The following is a 17,874-nucleotide window of genomic DNA, read 5'->3' as shown; positions in this document are numbered from 1 at the left end:
CCGGCAGGCGGACGGGTGCATCCGGAAAGCGAAGGGGGTGCCCGTCCGCCGATTGCACGGACCGCCGATAGCGCGGCCCTAGACTGGGGGATGTGATTGATTTCTCTTCCGTTCCTTCCGCCCCCCTGAGCCGCGACACCTGGCTCCTCAAGGCGCTCGCCGCCGATCTGGAGGAGGCCGGATACACCGTAAACGGTGTGGCCGGGTTCCTTGGCGAGGCCGCCTCGGCGGCCCTGCAGCGGGACCAGCTGGTTCCGGCCCTGCTGGCCTGCCGTGCGGAAGCGGAAGCGGCATCGCCGCGTCGAGTGGCGGTTCCCATCCAGCTTTGGCTGTTGGGGGAAACAGCTGAGCGGGTCGAACTGGACAGCGCGTTCCCGCGCACCGGCACCGAAGGCCTGCTGGAACTCGGGCTCATTGAACGCGGACGCATCTTCGGCACCTTCCGTGCAGCAGTGGACCTGCGACCCTACGGCACCGACGACGGCGGCACCGGTTCCGCCGGGAACCCCGACGGTGACCTCTGGGTGGCCAGCGACCTGGGCAGCCACCAGCGGCCCGGCGTACTGCGCCGCGACCACGTCCTTGGCATCGGGCAGGCCTCCCTGAGCCTGGCCCAGCTCACCGTACGCGCGCCCGTGGGACGTGCCCTGGATCTGGGCACCGGATGCGGGATCCAGACCTTCCATCTGCTCCGGCACGCGGACCATGTCACGGCAACCGACATTTCCGAGCGTGCCCTCGGCTTCGCCCGGTTCAACCTGCTGCTCAACGCGCCCCAGCTGGACATCGATCCGGACCAGCCCGAGGATCGGTTCACCCTCCGGCTGGGCAGCCTGCTGGAGCCGGTGGCGGGCGAAAAGTTTGATTTGGTGGTCTCCAACCCGCCGTTCGTCATCACTCCGCGCACGGGCGGCGACGACGATGAGAGGTACACCTACCGCGACGGCGGCCTGGCCGGTGACGGCATCGTCGCTGCCCTGGTGGCCGGCCTCGAGGAGGTCCTGCGTCCGGGCGGCACCGCCCAGATGCTGGGCAACTGGGAGATCCCGGCCGGCCGCGACGAGGAATGGTCCGCCCGGCTCGAGGAATGGCTTCCGGACGGGACGGACGCCTGGGTTATCCAGCGCGAAACGCTCACCCCTACGGAGTACGCCGAAATGTGGCTCCGCGACGCCGCGCAGGGCCGCGAACGCGAGGAATACGCTGCGGCGTACGCCGGCTACCTGGAGGATTTTGCTTCCCGGGATGTCGGCACTGTGGGGTTCGGCTCACTTTGGCTGCGCCGACGGCGGAAGCCCGGCGCCGAGCCGCTGCGCAGGTTCGAGGAAATCACCCACCCCATCGAACAGCCCGTGGGGCCGCACCTGGATGCCGCCGTACGCCGGTTCGACTGGGTCAGCAGCCGCACCAAGCTGGAAACAGTGCACCTTCTGGTCGCCGACGACGTGACGGAGGAACGCCATCAGCGCCCCGGGGCCGAGCATCCGGGGGTGATTCTGCTCCGTCAGGGCGCGGGACTGCGGCGGACCAACCTCATGAGCACGGAGCTCACCGGGTTCGTGTCAGCCTGCGACGGCGAGCTCTCCGTGGGTCAGATAGTCTCAGCCCTCGCCGCCCTGCTGGACCGCCCGGAACCTGAGTTTGGCGAAAACCTGATCGCGGAAGTGCGTAATCTGGTCTTGGACGGGTTCCTCGTTCCGGACCGCTGGTAGGCCCCGCGCCTGTCCCGGTGCAGATCATGCCTGCGGTGCTTTCCGGTTACCCTAGTGCTGGGGCATCGCGCATACTGTCTGTGGATGTACCGGACTGCCGATGCACCAAAGCGCCGGAACGAAGCGCCCCGAACTTATTTGAACCACCCCGTTACGTAGGAGAACAGTGCCAGTTAAGGCAACGGACAAGAAGACCGGCAAGAAGAAGCTTGTAATTGTCGAGTCTCCGGCCAAGGGCAAGACCATCGCCGGGTACCTCGGCGAAGGCTTCGAGGTGACGGCGTCGATGGGTCACATCCGTGATCTTCCGCAGCCCTCCGACCTGCCCGCCGAGTTGAAGAAGACGGGCGTCGGCAAGTTTGCCGTGGACCTCGACAATGACTTCGAGCCGTATTACGTGGTCTCCGCGGACAAGAAGAAGAAGGTCGCCGAGCTCAAGGCGGCCCTCAAGGACGCCGACGAACTCTACCTCGCAACTGACGGTGACCGCGAAGGTGAAGCCATTGCCTGGCACCTGCTCCAGGTGCTCAAGCCCAAGGTCCCGGTGCACCGCCTGACCTTCCCCGAAATCACCAAGGAAGCCATCCAGCGCGCCCTGCTGGAAATGCGCGACGTCGACGTCGCCATGGTGGATGCCCAGGAAACCCGCCGTATCCTTGACCGGCTCTACGGCTACGAGATTTCCCCCGTGCTGTGGCGCAAGGTTGCCCGCGGCCTGTCCGCCGGACGCGTGCAGTCCGTCGCCACCCGACTCGTGGTCGAACGCGAGCGGGAGCGCATGGCGTTCCGCGCGGCGTCGTACTGGGACCTCGTGGGAACCTTCGCCACGGAAGCCGCCGAGAAATTCAAGGCCCGCCTGGTCTCCGTTGACGGCTCCCGCGTAGCCACCGGCAAGGACTTCACCGACCGGGGTGAGCTGAAGTCCAAGACCGCCGTGCACCTGGACGAAGCAGCAGCCGTGTCGCTCGCCGCCGGCCTGGAATCGGCCGCGTTCAGCGTCCGTTCCGTCGACACCAAGCCGTACACCCGCCGTCCGGCCGCGCCGTTCACCACCTCCACCCTGCAGCAGGAGGCCGGCCGCAAGCTGCGCTTCTCCTCGCGGGTGACCATGCAGGTGGCCCAGCGGCTGTACGAAAACGGCTACATCACCTATATGCGTACAGACTCTCCGGCGCTGTCGGACCAGGCCATCAACGCCGCCCGCCGCCAGGCCTCGGAGCTTTACGGCCCCGAGTACGTGCCCGAAGCCCGGCGCGTCTACAAGGGCAAGTCCAAGAACGCCCAGGAAGCGCACGAAGCCATCCGCCCCGCCGGTGACTCCTTCCGCACTCCGGCACAGGTTGCCTCCTCGCTGCGCGGCGACGAGTTCCGGCTTTACGAGCTGATCTGGAAGCGCACCGTCGCCTCCCAGATGGCCGATGCCAAGGGTTCCACGGCATCCGTGCGCATCGGTGCGGTGTCCGCTGACGGGCGCGACGCCGAGTTCTCGGCTTCCGGTACGGTCATCACCTTCCGCGGCTTCATGGCTGCCTATGAAGAGGGCCGCGACGCCGTCCGCGACGACGACGAGGCCGAGGGTACCGAAGGCGCCCGCCTGCCGGTGCTGAAGGCCCAGGACACCCTGACCGCTGCAGACATCGCTGCCGGCGGCCACGAGACCTCCCCGCCGCCGCGTTTCACTGAAGCGTCGCTGGTGAAGATGCTCGAAGAACTTGGCATCGGCCGCCCCTCCACGTACGCCGCCACCATCTCCACGATCATGGACCGCGGCTATGTCACCAGCCGCGGCCAGGCACTCGTGCCGAGCTGGATCGCGTTCTCCGTGGTCCGCCTGCTGGAGGAACACTTCACGGATTACGTGGACTACGACTTCACCGCGGAGCTCGAAGAGGACCTGGACCGTATCTCCCGCGGCGAAGCCGGCCGCGTGGAGTGGCTGAACCAGTTCTACTACGGCGACCGGGTGCAGACCGGCCTGCACACCATCGTGAACGATCTCGGCGAAATCGACGCCAAGGCGATCAACTCGATCGAGATTGCCGACGGCATTGTGCTGCGCGTGGGCAAGTTCGGCCCCTACCTGGAGCGTCCGCTGCCCGCAGACGCACCCGAAGGGACCGAGCCCGAGCGGGCGAACGTTCCCGAGGACCTGGCCCCTGACGAACTCACCGCCGAAAAGGCCGTGGAACTGATGGAGACCGCCGCTCCCGAAGAGCGCGTGCTGGGTACCGATCCGGAGACGGGCCGGACCATCGTGGCCCGCAACGGCCGCTACGGCCCGTACGTGATCGAGCTGATCCCGGAACCCACCGAAGAGGACCTGGCGAACCAGCCGGTGGAGTACTACAAGAACGGCAAGCCCAAGCCTCCGAAGAAGCCGGTGAAGGTCAAGCCGCGCACCGGCTCGCTCTTCAAGTCCATGAGCGTGGAAACGGTGACCCTGGAAGAGGCGCTGAAGCTGATGAAGCTGCCGCGCGTCCTGGGCACCGACGCCGAGGGTAACGAGATCACGGTGCAGAACGGCCGGTTCGGTCCGTACCTGAAGAAGGGCACGGATTCACGGTCCATCGGTTCCGAAGAGGAGATCTTCACGATCACGCTCGAGCAGGCGCTGGAGATCTATTCCCAGCCCAAGCAGCGCGGCGGCCGGCAGGCTGCGGCACCGCTCGCGGAATTCGGTGCTGATCCCGTGTCGGAAAAGCCGATTGTGGTGAAGGACGGCCGCTTCGGTCCCTACATCACGGACGGCATCACCAACATCACGGTGCCCCGCTCCACGGCCATCGAGGAGCTGACCCGGGAGCAGGCCATTGAGCTGCTGGCGGAGAAGCGCGAGAAGGGCCCGGCGAAGAAACCCGTGAAGAAGCGCGCGGCGCCTCGGAAAGCTCCGGCGAAGAAGTAGGGGCCGGTAGAGCGATAATGGAATCATGCGCCTAGGCGTTCTCGACATCGGGTCCAACACCGTCCACCTCCTGCTGGTGGACGCCCATCCCGGTGCGCGTCCCGTCTCCTTCGCCTCGCACAAGCGCCCGCTGCAGCTGGTGTCCTATCTGGACGCCGACGGCGCGATAAGCGAGGCCGGGCAGGACGAACTGATCGGGTTCGTCAACGAGGCCTGGAACTTCGCCCGCCGGCACGGTGCGCAGGACCTGCTGGCCTTCTCCACCTCGGCCATCCGGGAATCGGCCAACGGCGCCGAGGTCCTGGCCCGGGTGCACCGGGAGACTCCGGTGCACCTGGAGGAACTCTCCGGCGGAGACGAAGCGGCGATGACTTTCCTCGCCGTCCGCCGTTGGTACGGCTGGGGTGCCGGTTCCATCCTGGACCTGGATATCGGCGGAGGTTCCTTCGAGATGGCACTGGGCCAGGACGAGCTTCCGGAAATCGCCCGGTCCCTGCCGCTCGGTGCCGGTCGGCTGACCCGGGACTGGCTTCCCGAGGATCCGCCCTCGCCCAAAAGCATCAAAAAGCTGCGCAAATACATCCGCGGCATGGTCGGGGAGGCGGCTGAGGAGTTCAGCGCCTTCGGCCGACCGGACCTCGTTGCCGGAACGTCCAAGACCTTCCGGTCGCTGGCGCGCATTGCCGGCGCCGCGCCGTCGGCCGCCGGACCGTTTGTGCCCCGCGTGCTCACGTTGGAGGACCTGTCCCTCTGGACCAAGCGGTTGGGGGCCCTGAGTGCCCGGGACCGTGCCGGACTGGACGGGGTGTCCGCGCTGCGCGCACCGCAGATGCTTGCCGGAGCGCTGGTGGCGCAGGCTGCCATGGAAGCCTTCGATGTGCAGTCCCTGAAGATCTGCCCCTGGGCCCTGCGCGAGGGTTTGATCCTGCGCCGATTCGACACGCTTCGCTTTGAAACAACCGGCGACCTGCCGCGCGGCCCCGCCGAAGGGGAGGAATTCCTCGTGGCTGCAGGGGCGGGTCCTTCGTCCAATGGAAAGCCAAGCTGACATGCCGACGTCTCTCCCGCTGCCCGGACGCGCCGCTATTCCGGTGGCGCTGTCCAGTGCATCCGTGTACCCGCTGTCCGTACATGACACCTTCGCGGTGGCTCATGACCTGGGCTATGACGGTGTGGAAATCATGGTCACCAACAGCCAGGTCAGTCAGGACCCGGACTCCCTTAGGGAGCTGAGCGAGCAGTACCAGCAGCCGATCCTGGCCATCCACGCTCCCACCCTGCTCCTGACGCAGCAGGTCTGGGGTGCGGCTTGGACAAAGATCGAACTGTCCGCGGCGATGGCCGCGGAAGTAGGTGCTTCCACAGTGGTGGCGCACCCGCCGTTCCGGTGGCAGACGGGTTATGCGGAGAACTTCGCCGAAGGCGTGAAGGACATCGCCGAACAATACGGCGTCACCATCGCCGTGGAGAACATGTATCCATGGCGGGTCCGGGGGCGTGAGGCAAAAGCCTACCTGCCGCATTGGAACCCGATCCCCGAGCCGTATGAAAACGTCACCTGGGACTTTTCCCACGCTGCCATCGCCGGTATGGACTCCTTTGAGCAGATCCGTAAACTCGGGGATCGGCTCCGGCACGTCCACCTCACGGACGGAACTCCCAACGGCAAGGATGAGCATCTGCTGCCCGGTGAGGGTACGCAACGGTGCGCCGAGGCGTTGTCCTACCTGGCCGACGGCGGGTTCGACGGCGTGGTGGCCGTGGAAGTCAGCACCCGAAAGGCGCGGGGAGCGGGGGAGCGCGAGGAACAGTTGAAGCAGACCCTGGAATTCGCGCGGGAGCACCTCCGGCCCAAAACAGTCCTGGCCGGGCACGACGCCGGATAGCCGGCCGCCGTCGGCGGTCCGCAACCGGCGTAGAAGCGGCATATTCGCGGCATGACAGAATCGAAGTCATGGAAAGCGCACAGAATCCCCGACTGACATTCCTTGGCTGCGGCTCGATGAACGAAGCCATCCTCGGCGGAATCCTCGCCGGGGGCCTTGCCGCCGAGCAGGTAACCGCCACCGTCCGGCGGGCCGAACGGGCCGAAGAGCTTCGCACGGCCCACGGCATCACCGTCCTTGCGGGCAGCGAGGATCCGGACGCGAACCGGAAAGCGGTCGCCGGAGCCGACCTCGTCATTGTGGGCGTCAAGCCCGTAGGCGTGGCTGACCTGCTGCGCGAAATCGCTGCGGACCTGCCCCGCGGCGCCGTCGTCCTGAGCGTGGCTGCCGCGGTGCCGCTGGCCCTGATGGAGTCGCTGCTGCCGGAAGGCCAGTCCGTTATCCGTGCGATGCCCAACACCCCGTCCCGCCTCGGCCGCGGCGTCACGTCCATCTCCGCAGGCAGTTCCGCCGGTCCGGACGCGATGGACCTGGCCCGCCGCGTGCTGTCCGCCACCGGCACCGTGGTGGAGGTGCCCGAAGAACAAGTCGACGCCGTTTCCGCCGTCAGCGGTTCCGGCCCCGCCTACGCGTTCTACCTGGCCGAGGCCATGGCCCGGGCCGGCGTCGAGCTCGGTCTGGACCCGGACCTCTCGGCCCTGCTGGCCCGCGAAACTGTGGCCGGTGCCGGATACATGCTGGCCGAGCCCGACGCCGATGCTCCGGCCCTGCGCCGAGCCGTCACCAGCCCCAAGGGCACCACGGAAGCGGCCATCCGGACCTTCGACGAGATGAACCTGCCCGGCGTGATCGAGGCCGGCGCCCGTGCGGCAGCGGCTCGGGCCGAAGAGATCACGAAGCAGCTGACTGCTTAGGTCTGCTGGCTGGGCCGGCTGGGTGGCTGGGTGGGCCGGGTGGCTGGGCCGGCCTTCGGGCCTGGCTCCGGCGGCAACGAAATTCCTACGCTCGCAGAGCTCGCTCGGAATATTAAAGCCGCCTCCGCCAGGCCCTTCGGCCGGACGGGTGCCGCTGCCGCCTCTGTCAGGATCCCTTCGGGCGGGCGGACGGGTGCCGCTGCAAGGCCAGCACTGCGCCCAGGAATCCTGCGGTTTGTCGGGTTCCCTGCGGTTTGTGGCAATCCCTGCGCCGCGCGGCGGAGGGAAGTGCACAAACCGCAGGGTCTTTACACAAACCGCAGGGTTTTGCGTTCGGTCGACAGGCATCACCGGCGCTGTCGGCTGTGCGGGCTGCTCTGATTCCCGCTGGCGCCTATGCCTCGGGTGATTGCACGCATCAGCGAGTCCGGCGCCCGTGCGCAGCGGCCCGGGCATCGGAAGCTACGAACCAACTGACCCCGTAGCTCTGACTTGCTCTGCAGGCGACGCTCGTGCAGGTGCTAACCGCCGTAAGGCGTGGCGGAGGCGGCTTTAATATTCCAAGCGAGCTCTGCGAGCGAGGAATTTCGTTGCCGCCGGAGCCACGTCTGGAGGCGACCCGCAGGTGCCCCGCCGCCGGAGACATGCCTGGAGGCGACCCGCAGGTGCCCGCCGCCGGAGCCTCCCCTGAAGCCGGCCCGCAGGCGCCCCGCCGCCGGAGCCATGCCTGGAGGCGACCCGCAGGTGCCCGCCGCCCGAGCCTCCCCTGAAGCCGGCCCGCAGGCTACCGGAAAACCGACCTACGGCCGGGCCGCAAACCGTTCCAGCAGATCCACGTGCCCGGACACGATCAGGGTGTCGCGGCTGGAGACCTTGGTATCGGGCTGCGCGTAGGTGAAGTCCTCACCGGGGGATTTCACGCCGACCACGGTGACGCCGTACTTCGCCCGCACATTGGACTCGCCCAGGGTGAAGCCCTGCGTCTCCTTCGGCGGGTACATCTTCACGATTGCGAAACCGTCATCGAACTCGATGAAGTCCAGCATGCGGCCCCCGACCAGGTGCGCGGCCCGCCGTCCGGCGTCGGCCTCCGGGTAGATCACGTGGTTCGCCCCGATGCGGGTAAGGATCTTGCCGTGCGCCGGCGTGATGGCCTTGACCCACAGGTGCTCAATGCCCAGGTCCACCAGGTTCACGGTGATCAGCACGCTGGACTCGATCGAGGTGCCCACGCCCACGACGGCGGCGGAGAAGTCCTCGGCGCCCAGCTGCTTGAGTGCCTCGATGTTGGTCGCGTCGGCCTGGACCACGTGCGTCAGCAGGCCGGAAGCCTTCTGGACGAGCGCCGGATCGCGTTCCACGGCCAACACCTCGCGGCCCTGCCGGACAAGCTGCTCGGCGGTGGCGGCACCGAATCGGCCGAGTCCGATGACCAGGACCGGTGCATTGTGGGGAGGTCTGTCAGCCAATGATCGGCCTTTCTTCGGGGTAGTGGTAGAGGGTGCTGCGGTGGCGCACGGCAAGTGCCGCGGCAAGGGTGATGGTGCCGACGCGTCCGGCGAACATAAGCATCGACAGGACGTACTTTCCGGACGGCGGCAGGGCTTCGCTGAGGCCGGTGCTCAGCCCCACCGTGGCGAAGGCGGAAATAACCTCGAAGAGGACCGGCTCCAGGGATTCATTGGTGATGACCAGCAATGCCGACGTGGCCACCGCCACCAGGGTGGCGCCGAGGATGGTCACCGAGATTGCCACCCGCATGGCGCCCTGCGGGATGGTGCGGCCAAAGGCCCGGACGTCGGAGTCGCCCCGGGCCTCGGCCACCACGGCCAGGAACAGGACGGCGATGGTGGTGACCTTGATGCCGCCTGCCGTGGAGGCGGAACCGCCGCCGGCGAACATCAGCATGTCGGTTATGAGCAGGGTGCTGGAATCCAGGTCCGTCATGGAGACCAGGTTGAAGCCGCCGGATCGGGTCATCACCGAGGCGAAGATCGAGTGGATGATCTTGTCCCCCAGGGACAGGTCGCCGATGGTGCGGCTGTTGAACCACTCGAAGGCGCCCCAGATTATCGCGCCGGCCACCAGCAGGATGGAGGACACCAGCACGGTCAGCTTGGTGTGCAGGTTACATTTGCTGACCCGCGCACGGGTCTGCAGCAGGACCATGATGACCGGAAAGCCCAGCGAGCCGATAAATACACCGAGCATCAGCGGAATCAGGATCCACAGGTCTTCTTCGTACGGCACCAAACCGTCGGAGTGCGGCGTGAAACCGGCGTTGTTGAACGCGGAAATGGAATAGAAGACCGCATGCCAGATTGCCTGGCCGGGGGACTCACCCAGGATCATGAACCGCGGCGCCATGATCAGGGCAAGGGCCAGTTCAATTACGACGGCGGTGCTGAAGACGATGCGCAGCAGGTGGCCCACTTCGCCGAGCCGGCCCGTGTTCATACCTTCCTGGGCCATGAGCTTGCCGCGGACGCCGAGCCGCTTGTTCACGGCCAGTGCCAGCAGCGAGGCCAGGGTCAGGATGCCCAGACCGCCCACCTGGATCGCGATCAGGATCAGCACCTGTCCGAAGGCGGACCAGTAGGTGGCGGTGGAGACCACGGTGAGGCCGGTGACGCAGACGGCCGATACAGCGGTAAAGAAGGCATCGTGCAGCGGGGCGGATTCCCCGCTGCTGGAAGCGGCAGGCAGGCTCAGCAGGGCGGTAAAGAGCAGGATGACCAGGCTGAACACGATAAGCGCCAGCCGCGCCGGCCGGCCGGTGACCAGCCCGCCCACAAACTCGCGGATCCCGGCAACGATGGCGGGACCGCTGTGCTGCTCTTTCTCCAGCAGGGATTGCCGTGGGATTGCCATGGGTGGTCCAGTTCTTTTCCGCGGTGGTTCCGCACAGTAGTAGCACTTATCCGGCAGATGGGCGCGGACACCAATATCAGAGTAGCGCCCGCATCACGTAGCCTGTCTGCATGATCAGTTCCGGGCTAAGCCTTCCCATTATGCCGACGTGCATTGTCTGGGATGAATCCATGCTGGCTTACGACTTCGGCGCAGGCCATCCGATGAGCCCGGCGCGCCTGGACCTGACGGCCCGGCTGGCCCGTGAATTGGGACTTTTCGACCTCGAAGGGGTCTCCATGACCGAGCCGTATGTCGCCTCGGCAGCCGACCTGCTGACCGTCCATGGCTTCGACTACATCAGCGCCGTGCAGGCCGCCGGAGCCGACCCCGCGAACTGCAACACCCTGCTGGGGCTGGGTACCGAGGACACGCCGGTCTTCGCCGGCATGCACGAAGCCAGCGCCCGGTTGGTCGGCGGTTCCCTGGCCGCTGCGGACGCCATCCTGTCCGGCGAGGCGACACACGCGGTCAACTTCGCCGGCGGCATGCATCATGCCGGCTATGAAAAAGCGTCCGGATTCTGCGTCTATAACGACGCCGCGGCCGCCGTCGCGCGGCTCCTTGCCAAGGGTGTGCAGCGGGTGGTGTACATCGACGTCGACGCCCACCACGGCGACGGCACGCAGAACATTTTCTGGGACGATCCCCGCGTTATGACCATCTCGCTGCATGAAAGCGGCCTGACCCTGTTTCCGGGGACGGGTTTCGCCAACGAAACCGGTGGCAAGGCAGCCGAAGGAACCGCGGTCAACATCGCCGTACCGGCACGCACCACCGACGCCGGCTGGCTGCGGGCGTTCCACGCAGTGGTACCCCAGCTGACTGAGGCCTTTGCTCCGGAAGTAATTGTCAGCCAGCACGGCTGTGACAGCCACACGGATGATCCCATGACCAGCCTCCGGGTCAGCGTGGAGGCCCAGCGGCAGGCTGCCCTGACCATCAGCGACCTGGCCGGCCGCCTGTGCGAAGGCCGCTGGATCGCCACCGGCGGAGGCGGCTACAACGTCGCCTCCGTGGTGCCGCGGTCCTGGGCGTTGCTGATGTCAGTGGCTGCCAACGGGCGGGTGCGTCCCGCCACCCCGCTGCCCCCGGCCTGGCGCGAGTACGTGCTGGAAAAGCACGGCGTGAAGTCCGGCGAGACGCTGGGAGACGGGGCGGATATCTGGTGGCGTTCCTGGGAAGTGGGCTACGACCCGAATGACGAGATCGACCGGACCGTGATGGCGACCCGCAAGGAATTGTTCCCGCTGCACGGGCTGGATCCGTGGTTCGACTAGGCGGTTCCTCCGGGATGCTCCCGGCTGAGGGTACGGATAAACTGGCGGGGTCCCGGCCTGGGCCTGCCGGGCAAGCTGTCCGGCACCTTCCACGCGGGCGGGCGGAAGCAGTTCTGGAATATTTCCGGATATGACCGCGCCGTCGTCATCGCACTGGACCCCGCGGAAAAATTTGACCGTCTCGTGATCACGGTTGATGACCCGAACCAGCTGGTGGACATGATCAACAACGCGGTCGGCGTACGGTAAACCAGCAGAACCGCTGGTTCAACCCGCGGCTCCTGCAGTGCAACGAGGCACCGGCCGCAGCGAGCATACGGTGGTCCTCCGGGATGCTCCCGGTCCCATATCCGCTAGGGTAAATGCCATGGTCTTTGACGATGTGTTTGCAGTAATCGCGGAAGGTACGCGGCGTGAAATCCTGGGCGCCCTGCGTACCGGCGACAAGTCCGTAGGGACACTGGTGGAGGAACTCGAGGTCAGCCAGCCCACGGTCTCCAAGCACCTGAAAGTGCTGCGCGAAGCCGGACTCGTCTCCATGCGGGCCGAAGGCCAGCGCCGGTACTACTCGCTGGAAACTGCCCCGCTCGAGGAACTGGTCCTGTGGCTGCGGGCCTTTGACCTCGCGTCGCTGACGGAGTCCCGCCTGGCATCCGTTTCGGCAAGCCACCAACCCGCCACCGCGGCTGCCGCGGCGGCCGGTGCGCTGGTGCCCGGCGCCGCGGAGACCCGCCCGCTGCCGGTGGACGCCGGCGTGCAGAACCTCGGCCGCACCGTGGGACGGGCCGCAGAGCGGGCCGCCGACCTGTTCGGCCAGTTCCCGAAATTCCGCCGCCGCCGGCCCTAGGGACGCGGCCCGCAGGCACTTTGGCCCGCCTTGCATCGCATCCCCGGCATCCGCGGGGCTAGCGTAGTCCTAACCGGGGAATCCAACCTCTAAGGAGCAGCAAATGGAACGTGTACTGACACGCGTACGCGACGACGTCTTCCGTCGCAATCCCGGGGAAACCGAGTTTCACCAAGCCGTCGTGGAAGTCTTCGACTCCCTCGCCCCCGTGCTGCGCAAGCATCCCGAATTTGCCGAGGCCGCGATCCTGCAGCGGATCTGCGAACCCGAACGGCAGATCATCTTCCGGGTGCCCTGGGTGGATGACAAGGGCCAGGTACAGATCAACCGGGGCTTCCGGGTGGAATTCAACTCTGCCCTCGGCCCGTACAAGGGCGGGCTCCGGTTCCACCCCTCCGTGTACCTGGGCATCATCAAGTTCCTCGGTTTCGAACAGATCTTCAAGAACGCACTCACCGGCATGCCGATCGGCGGCGGCAAGGGCGGCTCGGACTTCGACCCGCGGGGAAAGTCCGACGCTGAAGTAATGCGCTTCTGCCAGTCCTTCATGACCGAGCTGTACCGGCACATCGGCGAGTACACGGACGTTCCGGCCGGTGACATCGGCGTCGGCGGCCGCGAGATCGGTTACCTCTTCGGACAGTACAAACGCATCACGAACCGCTACGAATCGGGCGTCCTCACCGGAAAGGGCGTGAGCTGGGGCGGATCCCTGGTCCGTCCCGAGGCCACCGGCTACGGCGCGGTGATGTTTGTCGAGGAGATGCTCAAGACCAAGGGCATGAGCCTGGACGGGCAGCGGGTGATCGTCTCCGGGTCCGGCAATGTCGCCATCAACGCCATAGACAAGGCCCAGATGCTCGGCGCCACGGTGGTGGCCTGCTCTGATTCCGCGGGCTACATAGTTGACGAAAAGGGCATTGACGTTCCGTTGCTGCGGCAGATCAAGGAAACGGAGCGGGGCCGGATCTCGGAATATGCCGAGCGCCGCGGACACTCCGTGAGCTACGTGACGGAGGGTTCCATCTGGAACGCGGGAGCCGGCGTCGCCCTGCCCTGCGCCACCCAGAACGAACTGGACGAAGCAGACGCGCTGGCATTGATCAAGTCCGGAGTCCGGGCCGTGGCCGAGGGCGCGAACATGCCGTGCACTCCGGCCGCCATCACCGCATTCCAAGCCGCCGGGGTACTGTTCGGCCCGGGTAAGGCGGCCAACGCGGGCGGCGTCGCCACCTCCGCGCTGGAGATGCAGCAGAACGCGAGCCGGGACTCCTGGTCCTTCGAGCATACGGAACGCCGGCTCAGCGAAATCATGGTCAACATCCACGAACGGTGCGCCCGGACCGCAGAGGAATACGGTTCGCCCGGCGACTACGTAGTGGGTGCCAACATCAGCGGCTTCGTGAAGGTAGCCGATGCGATGCTGGCCCAGGGCGTGATCTAGGCCGGCTTGCACGGCCCGGGCCCCGTGGCTGCGGAAAGAACTTCCACTATGGTTACTCCTGCCACTACAGTAGGGACCATACGGGGCCATCAGTGACGCACGTCGCAACAGGCCGGTGACGCGATATCCTTCAGCCACAGGTGCTCCCACATGGCTTGCTGTCGGGAGCGGCGGCAATGAGCAAAGGAACGGGACTAAATGGCAGACGAGGGAAACTTCTCGGATGTGCGGTTTCTGACGGTATCGGAAGTTGCCGATGTCATGCGGGTCTCCAAGATGACTGTGTACCGGCTGGTCCATTCCGGCGAGCTGCCGGCCGTCCGTTTCGGCCGGTCCTACCGTGTGCCTGAATCGGCCGTCCAGAAGGTGCTCCGCGACGCCGTTATTGACCGGCGTACAGACACTGCCTAAGCCCTGCCTCGGGTACACCGCTTCACTGAACAGCGCCGGGACGCGCCGTTCCCGGCTGCTGTTCCGGGCTGGCAAATTCCACAGCCCCGAAGCTGTACCCTGTTAAGGAACGTTTTAACCGAAAGCCAGTAACTACCGGCAACCAGCTCCTGTGCCCACGGCAACAGGGGAGGGGAACCGGTGACTCCTAATAAGTTTGTGAGGACTCTGTGGGTTCAGTAATCAAGAAGCGCCGCAAGCGTATGGCCAAGAAGAAGCACCGCAAGCTGCTTCGCAAGACCCGCCACCAGCGTCGCAATAAGAAGTAGGTCCTTCTTAGCGACCGTTGTCAGCTGGCCCCCGCTGCACATGCAGTGCTGGGTCCGCTACGGCAGAGCCCGCCAGTCCCTAGGGATAGGCGGGCTCCGGTTTTTAAGCAGCCGCCGGGCGGTCAGCTCTGCTGGGCTGTCAGCGGGCCCGCACCCAGGAGAACCCCCGCCACAGTCCGTACGTCGCCCCGGCAACGGTCGCCGACTTCAGGCCCAGCGTTGCTGCCCTCCGGCCTGACCGGAAGTCGTACACGGGCCAGTTGCGCTCACGGGCATGACGGCGCAGGCGTGCGTCCGGATTGATCGCCACCGGATGCCCCACCAGGCTCAGCAGCGGAACGTCGTTGTAGGAATCGCTGTACGCCCAGCAGCTTTGCAGATCCAGGCCTTCCTTCTCGGCCAGCGCCCGGACACCGGCAGCCTTGGCTGGCCCATGCAGGAACTCACCCACCAGGCGTCCGGTGTACATGCCGTCGGTGACCTCGCTGACAGTGCCGAGGGCACCGGTGAGGTCGAGCCGGCTGGCGATGACCGAAGCAACTTCGATGGGCGTTCCGGTGACCAGCCAAACCGGCCGGCCGGACTTCATATGCTGCTGGGTCAGGGCCCGGGTGCCGGGCCAGATCTTGGAGACAATCATTTCGTCGTAGACCTCTTCGCCCAGCGTGCGCACATCCTCCGAAGAGAGACCAACGGCGAAGGCCAAGGCGGCGTCGCGGACAGAGTGGACGTCCTTGAGGTTTTCACCCTGGAGCATGAACCTCAGCTGCTTGCTCGCGAACCCGGCTGCTTCACGGATCGTGAAGACTTTCCGCTGGTACATTTTCCGGCCCACGTGGAACAGGCTGGCACCGCGCATGAGCGTATTGTCGACGTCGAAAAAGGCGGCTTCGCCAGGTTTGCCCGCGGCGTCTGTGGTTCCGGTGGCTCGGACTACAGTGGCTCGGGGCATGGTCCGAGTCTACGCAAAACCCGGCCTGAGCGCGGAAATCCGACGTATTGGGGCTATTTTGGACATATGAGTGAATCCGTCGGACCGGAAGTCGTCCTCCTTACCCGACCGGGCTGCCATTTGTGCGAAGACGCCCGCCTGGTGCTCCGGCGCGTGGGGGAGGACCTTGGCATTCCCTGGCAGGAACGCAGTGCCGAGGATGACCCGGAACTCGCCGTCCGCTTCGGCGAGGAGATCCCGGTGTTGTTCATCGACGGCGTCCAACGGGACTTCTGGAAAATCGACGAAACACGGCTGCGGCGTCTGCTGGGGGCGTGATGACACCCGAGGAAGTCCGGTCGGAACGATCCGCCCTGGAGGGCGGAACGGCCAACAGCGGCGAGGCGGCCCGACCATCGTCGGCCGGTGCGGGTGCAGGACGGCACATACCGCCGGCGTCGCTGGCGCGGTTGACTATCTACTTGAGGGCGCTGTCCGTCATGCTCGCCGACGGGATAGAACGTGTGTCCTCTGAAGAGCTGGCCGAAGCGGCCGGAGTTAATTCGCCCAAGCTGCGCAAGGACCTGTCCTATCTGGGGTCCTACGGGACCCGCGGCGTTGGATATGACGTTCCGTATCTCAGCGGACAGATTTCCGCCGCGCTTGGCCTGACATTGAATTGGCGGGTAGCCATAGTAGGAGCCGGCAACCTCGGCCGTGCCTTGGCAGGCTATCCCGGGTTCGGCTCAAGGGGCTTCGAGGTTGTGGCACTGTTCGACGCCGACCCGATGGTTATCGGCCAGGAGGTGGGCTGGCTAAGGATCAGCCCGGTGGACTCGCTTGAAGCAGTGCTCGCGAAGACGGAGGCGAACATGGCGGTGCTTTCGGTGCCCGCCGAGGTTGCCCAGGATCTATGCGACCGCCTCGTGGAGTCCGGCATTACCAGCATCCTCAGCTTTGCTCCCGTAGTGCTGCAGGCGCCCGAAGATGTCCAGATCCGCAAAGTGGACATGGCGACCGAACTGCAGATCCTTGCCTACCACGCACAGCGTTCACAGGTTTCGCAGATCGCCGCCCGGGCCCGCCTGGCGCGCTAGGACCGGTTCCGACGGCAGGGGTTCCGCCTGGCCTCCTAGGTGTTGGTGCGGCTTTGTTTGGTGCCGTTGCGGCGCGAACGGCTCAGTCGAGAGTACCCGCGGGCGGAACCACGGAGCTGCTCCCTTGGTGAAGGTGATCGCGGCTCCTGCGACGCCCAAGGCTGCCGCGAGAGACTGGGTGCCGGTTCCTGCGTTCGTCGCGTAGAACAGTGCCGTGCCCGCAAGGACCGCGGTGGCTATCCGCGCCCAGCGGTGCCGGTCCCGAACGGCAACCGCAAGCAGGAGGGCGGATCCCAGGATCACCAGGGCATACGCGAGCTCTACCGCAGCCTGCGTCCTGGCATAGTGGGTGCCGGTCACTCCGTACCGCTCGAGGAGGGCAATGGCGGGCGGCAGCGAATCCGGTATGGGCATCCGCGAAACGGTTGTAATGGTGCCCCACAGATTGAGCAGGCCGGCACCTGAAATCAGCGCGAATGCGGCGGCAATGGCAGGAACCGGGTTGCCGGTGTTCGCCGGCAGGTGGCGCTGTACGGCCCGCACCACCACGGCTATCGCGCGCGCTGTGGAGCGGGCTGCAACGGCTATGGCATGTGCAACGGTGCGGGCTACCACCGAGGTGGCGTGTGCGACGGCGCGGGCACCGACGGCTGTGGCGTGCGCTGTGGTGCGGGCTGCAACGGCTATGGCATGTGCAACGGTGTGGGCTACCACCGAGGCGGCGTGTGCGACGGCGCGGGCACCGACGGCTGTGGCGTGCCCTGTTGTGCGGGCGCCTACGGCCGTGACGTGTGCTGTGGTTCGTGCGCCTACGGCCGTGGCGTGTGCTGTGGTGCGGGCGGCCGTCGAAACGGCGTCGGCGACGGCGCGGGCGCCTACGGCTGTGGCGTGCGCTGTTGTCCGGGCGGCAACGGAGATGGCATTTCCGATGGTGCGGACTGCGACGGCAACGGCGTGGGCCGTGGTGCGGGCGGCCATCGAAACGGCGTGGGCCGTGGCGCGGGCCGCCACCGACACCGCATGGGCGGCAGCGCGCGCCCCGGCGACAGTCGAGTGCACCGCGGATTGAATCGCCGCCGATGCGGCGTGTGCAGCGGAAAGTATCCAGTTCCAGACGGCATGGGCCGCGGCTTGGAGCCATGCCGAGGCGGCACGGGCTCCGGCGCCAACTCGGTTGGCCCCGGACTGGACCGCAGCGCTGGTGGCATGGGCGCCGGCTTGAACCTGAATGG

Annotated in this window: 16 protein-coding genes; 12 read left to right on the top strand and 4 right to left on the bottom strand. The window is 66.4% G+C overall.

All coding sequences use genetic code 11. The annotated features are described in order from the left end of the window. Positions 1–92 precede the first annotated feature (92 nt). The 5 genes from LJ760_RS02950 to proC all read left to right on the top strand — a co-directional run bounded on the left by LJ760_RS02950 (position 93) and on the right by proC (position 7,414). Positions 93–1,712: a DUF7059 domain-containing protein gene (locus LJ760_RS02950; protein WP_227919093.1), complete on the top strand. Its 1,620-nt coding sequence runs from the start codon at positions 93–95 to the stop codon at positions 1,710–1,712. Positions 1,713–1,878: 166 nt separating this feature from the next. Next, positions 1,879–4,614 carry a type I DNA topoisomerase gene (gene topA, locus LJ760_RS02945; RefSeq protein WP_227919091.1) on the top strand — a complete coding sequence of 912 codons (2,736 nt, stop codon included), beginning with the start codon at positions 1,879–1,881 and terminating at the stop codon, positions 4,612–4,614. A gap of 25 nt (positions 4,615–4,639) precedes the next feature. Continuing rightward, on the top strand, positions 4,640–5,662 hold the full coding sequence (locus LJ760_RS02940; RefSeq protein ID WP_227919089.1) for a Ppx/GppA phosphatase family protein: 1,023 nt from the start codon (positions 4,640–4,642) through the stop codon (positions 5,660–5,662). Between the two features lies 1 nt (position 5,663). Beyond that, on the top strand, positions 5,664–6,500 hold the full coding sequence (locus LJ760_RS02935) for a sugar phosphate isomerase/epimerase family protein (protein WP_227919087.1): 837 nt from the start codon (positions 5,664–5,666) through the stop codon (positions 6,498–6,500). 68 nt (positions 6,501–6,568) lie between these two features. Continuing rightward, a complete protein-coding gene (proC, locus tag LJ760_RS02930; RefSeq protein ID WP_227919085.1) occupies positions 6,569–7,414 on the top strand; it encodes a pyrroline-5-carboxylate reductase in 846 nt (281 codons plus the stop codon). A gap of 800 nt (positions 7,415–8,214) precedes the next feature. Here the strand turns inward: proC and LJ760_RS02925 are convergent. Next, positions 8,215–8,883, bottom strand: a complete 669-nt coding sequence (locus LJ760_RS02925; protein WP_227919084.1) for a potassium channel family protein — start codon at positions 8,881–8,883, stop codon at positions 8,215–8,217. Next, the gene (locus LJ760_RS02920) at positions 8,876–10,285 is read right to left on the bottom strand and encodes a TrkH family potassium uptake protein (RefSeq protein WP_227919083.1); all 1,410 of its coding nucleotides are present in this window, start codon (positions 10,283–10,285) and stop codon (positions 8,876–8,878) included. The genes LJ760_RS02925 and LJ760_RS02920 overlap by 8 nt, the downstream gene beginning before the upstream one ends. A 110-nt stretch (positions 10,286–10,395) precedes the next feature. Here LJ760_RS02920 and LJ760_RS02915 point away from each other — a divergent pair, with 110 nt between their 5' ends. From LJ760_RS02915 to LJ760_RS02895, 5 genes are all read left to right on the top strand, one after another. Then, positions 10,396–11,604 carry an acetoin utilization protein AcuC gene (locus tag LJ760_RS02915; RefSeq protein WP_227919082.1) on the top strand — a complete coding sequence of 403 codons (1,209 nt, stop codon included), beginning with the start codon at positions 10,396–10,398 and terminating at the stop codon, positions 11,602–11,604. Positions 11,605–11,971: 367 nt separating this feature from the next. Beyond that, positions 11,972–12,451, top strand: coding sequence for an ArsR/SmtB family transcription factor (locus LJ760_RS02910; RefSeq protein WP_227919081.1), 480 nt, complete (start codon positions 11,972–11,974; stop codon positions 12,449–12,451). Between the two features lie 103 nt (positions 12,452–12,554). Beyond that, on the top strand, positions 12,555–13,895 hold the full coding sequence (gene gdhA, locus LJ760_RS02905) for an NADP-specific glutamate dehydrogenase (protein WP_227919079.1): 1,341 nt from the start codon (positions 12,555–12,557) through the stop codon (positions 13,893–13,895). 198 nt (positions 13,896–14,093) lie between these two features. Beyond that, entirely contained in the window at positions 14,094–14,306 is a 213-nt protein-coding gene (locus LJ760_RS02900; RefSeq protein WP_227919077.1) for a helix-turn-helix domain-containing protein, read from the top strand. Positions 14,307–14,515: 209 nt separating this feature from the next. Further along, a complete protein-coding gene (locus LJ760_RS02895) occupies positions 14,516–14,614 on the top strand; it encodes a 30S ribosomal protein bS22 (RefSeq protein WP_003792170.1) in 99 nt (32 codons plus the stop codon). Positions 14,615–14,753: 139 nt separating this feature from the next. Here LJ760_RS02895 and LJ760_RS02890 read toward each other — a convergent pair whose 3' ends face one another. Continuing rightward, positions 14,754–15,566, bottom strand: coding sequence for an HAD family hydrolase (locus tag LJ760_RS02890; protein ID WP_227919075.1), 813 nt, complete (start codon positions 15,564–15,566; stop codon positions 14,754–14,756). 66 nt (positions 15,567–15,632) lie between these two features. Here LJ760_RS02890 and LJ760_RS02885 point away from each other — a divergent pair, with 66 nt between their 5' ends. Together LJ760_RS02885 and LJ760_RS02880 are read left to right on the top strand one after the other, a co-directional pair. Continuing rightward, entirely contained in the window at positions 15,633–15,884 is a 252-nt protein-coding gene (locus tag LJ760_RS02885) for a glutaredoxin family protein (RefSeq protein WP_227919072.1), read from the top strand. Next, positions 15,884–16,642, top strand: a complete 759-nt coding sequence (locus LJ760_RS02880) for a redox-sensing transcriptional repressor Rex (RefSeq protein WP_227932962.1) — start codon at positions 15,884–15,886, stop codon at positions 16,640–16,642. The genes LJ760_RS02885 and LJ760_RS02880 overlap by 1 nt, the downstream gene beginning before the upstream one ends. On the opposite strand, the gene LJ760_RS02875 is transcribed toward LJ760_RS02880, so the two are convergent. Beyond that, positions 16,598–17,701, bottom strand: a complete 1,104-nt coding sequence (locus tag LJ760_RS02875; RefSeq protein WP_227919067.1) for a hypothetical protein — start codon at positions 17,699–17,701, stop codon at positions 16,598–16,600. The two genes, LJ760_RS02880 and LJ760_RS02875, sit on opposite strands and share 45 nt — an antisense overlap. Positions 17,702–17,874 lie beyond the last annotated feature (173 nt).

Origin of the sequence: Arthrobacter sp. zg-Y895 (assembly GCF_020731025.1) — a bacterium.
Classification (GTDB): domain Bacteria; phylum Actinomycetota; class Actinomycetes; order Actinomycetales; family Micrococcaceae; genus Arthrobacter_B.
The sequence above is the reverse complement of the archived record's forward strand: the minus strand, read 5'-3'. Positions and strand labels throughout refer to the sequence as shown.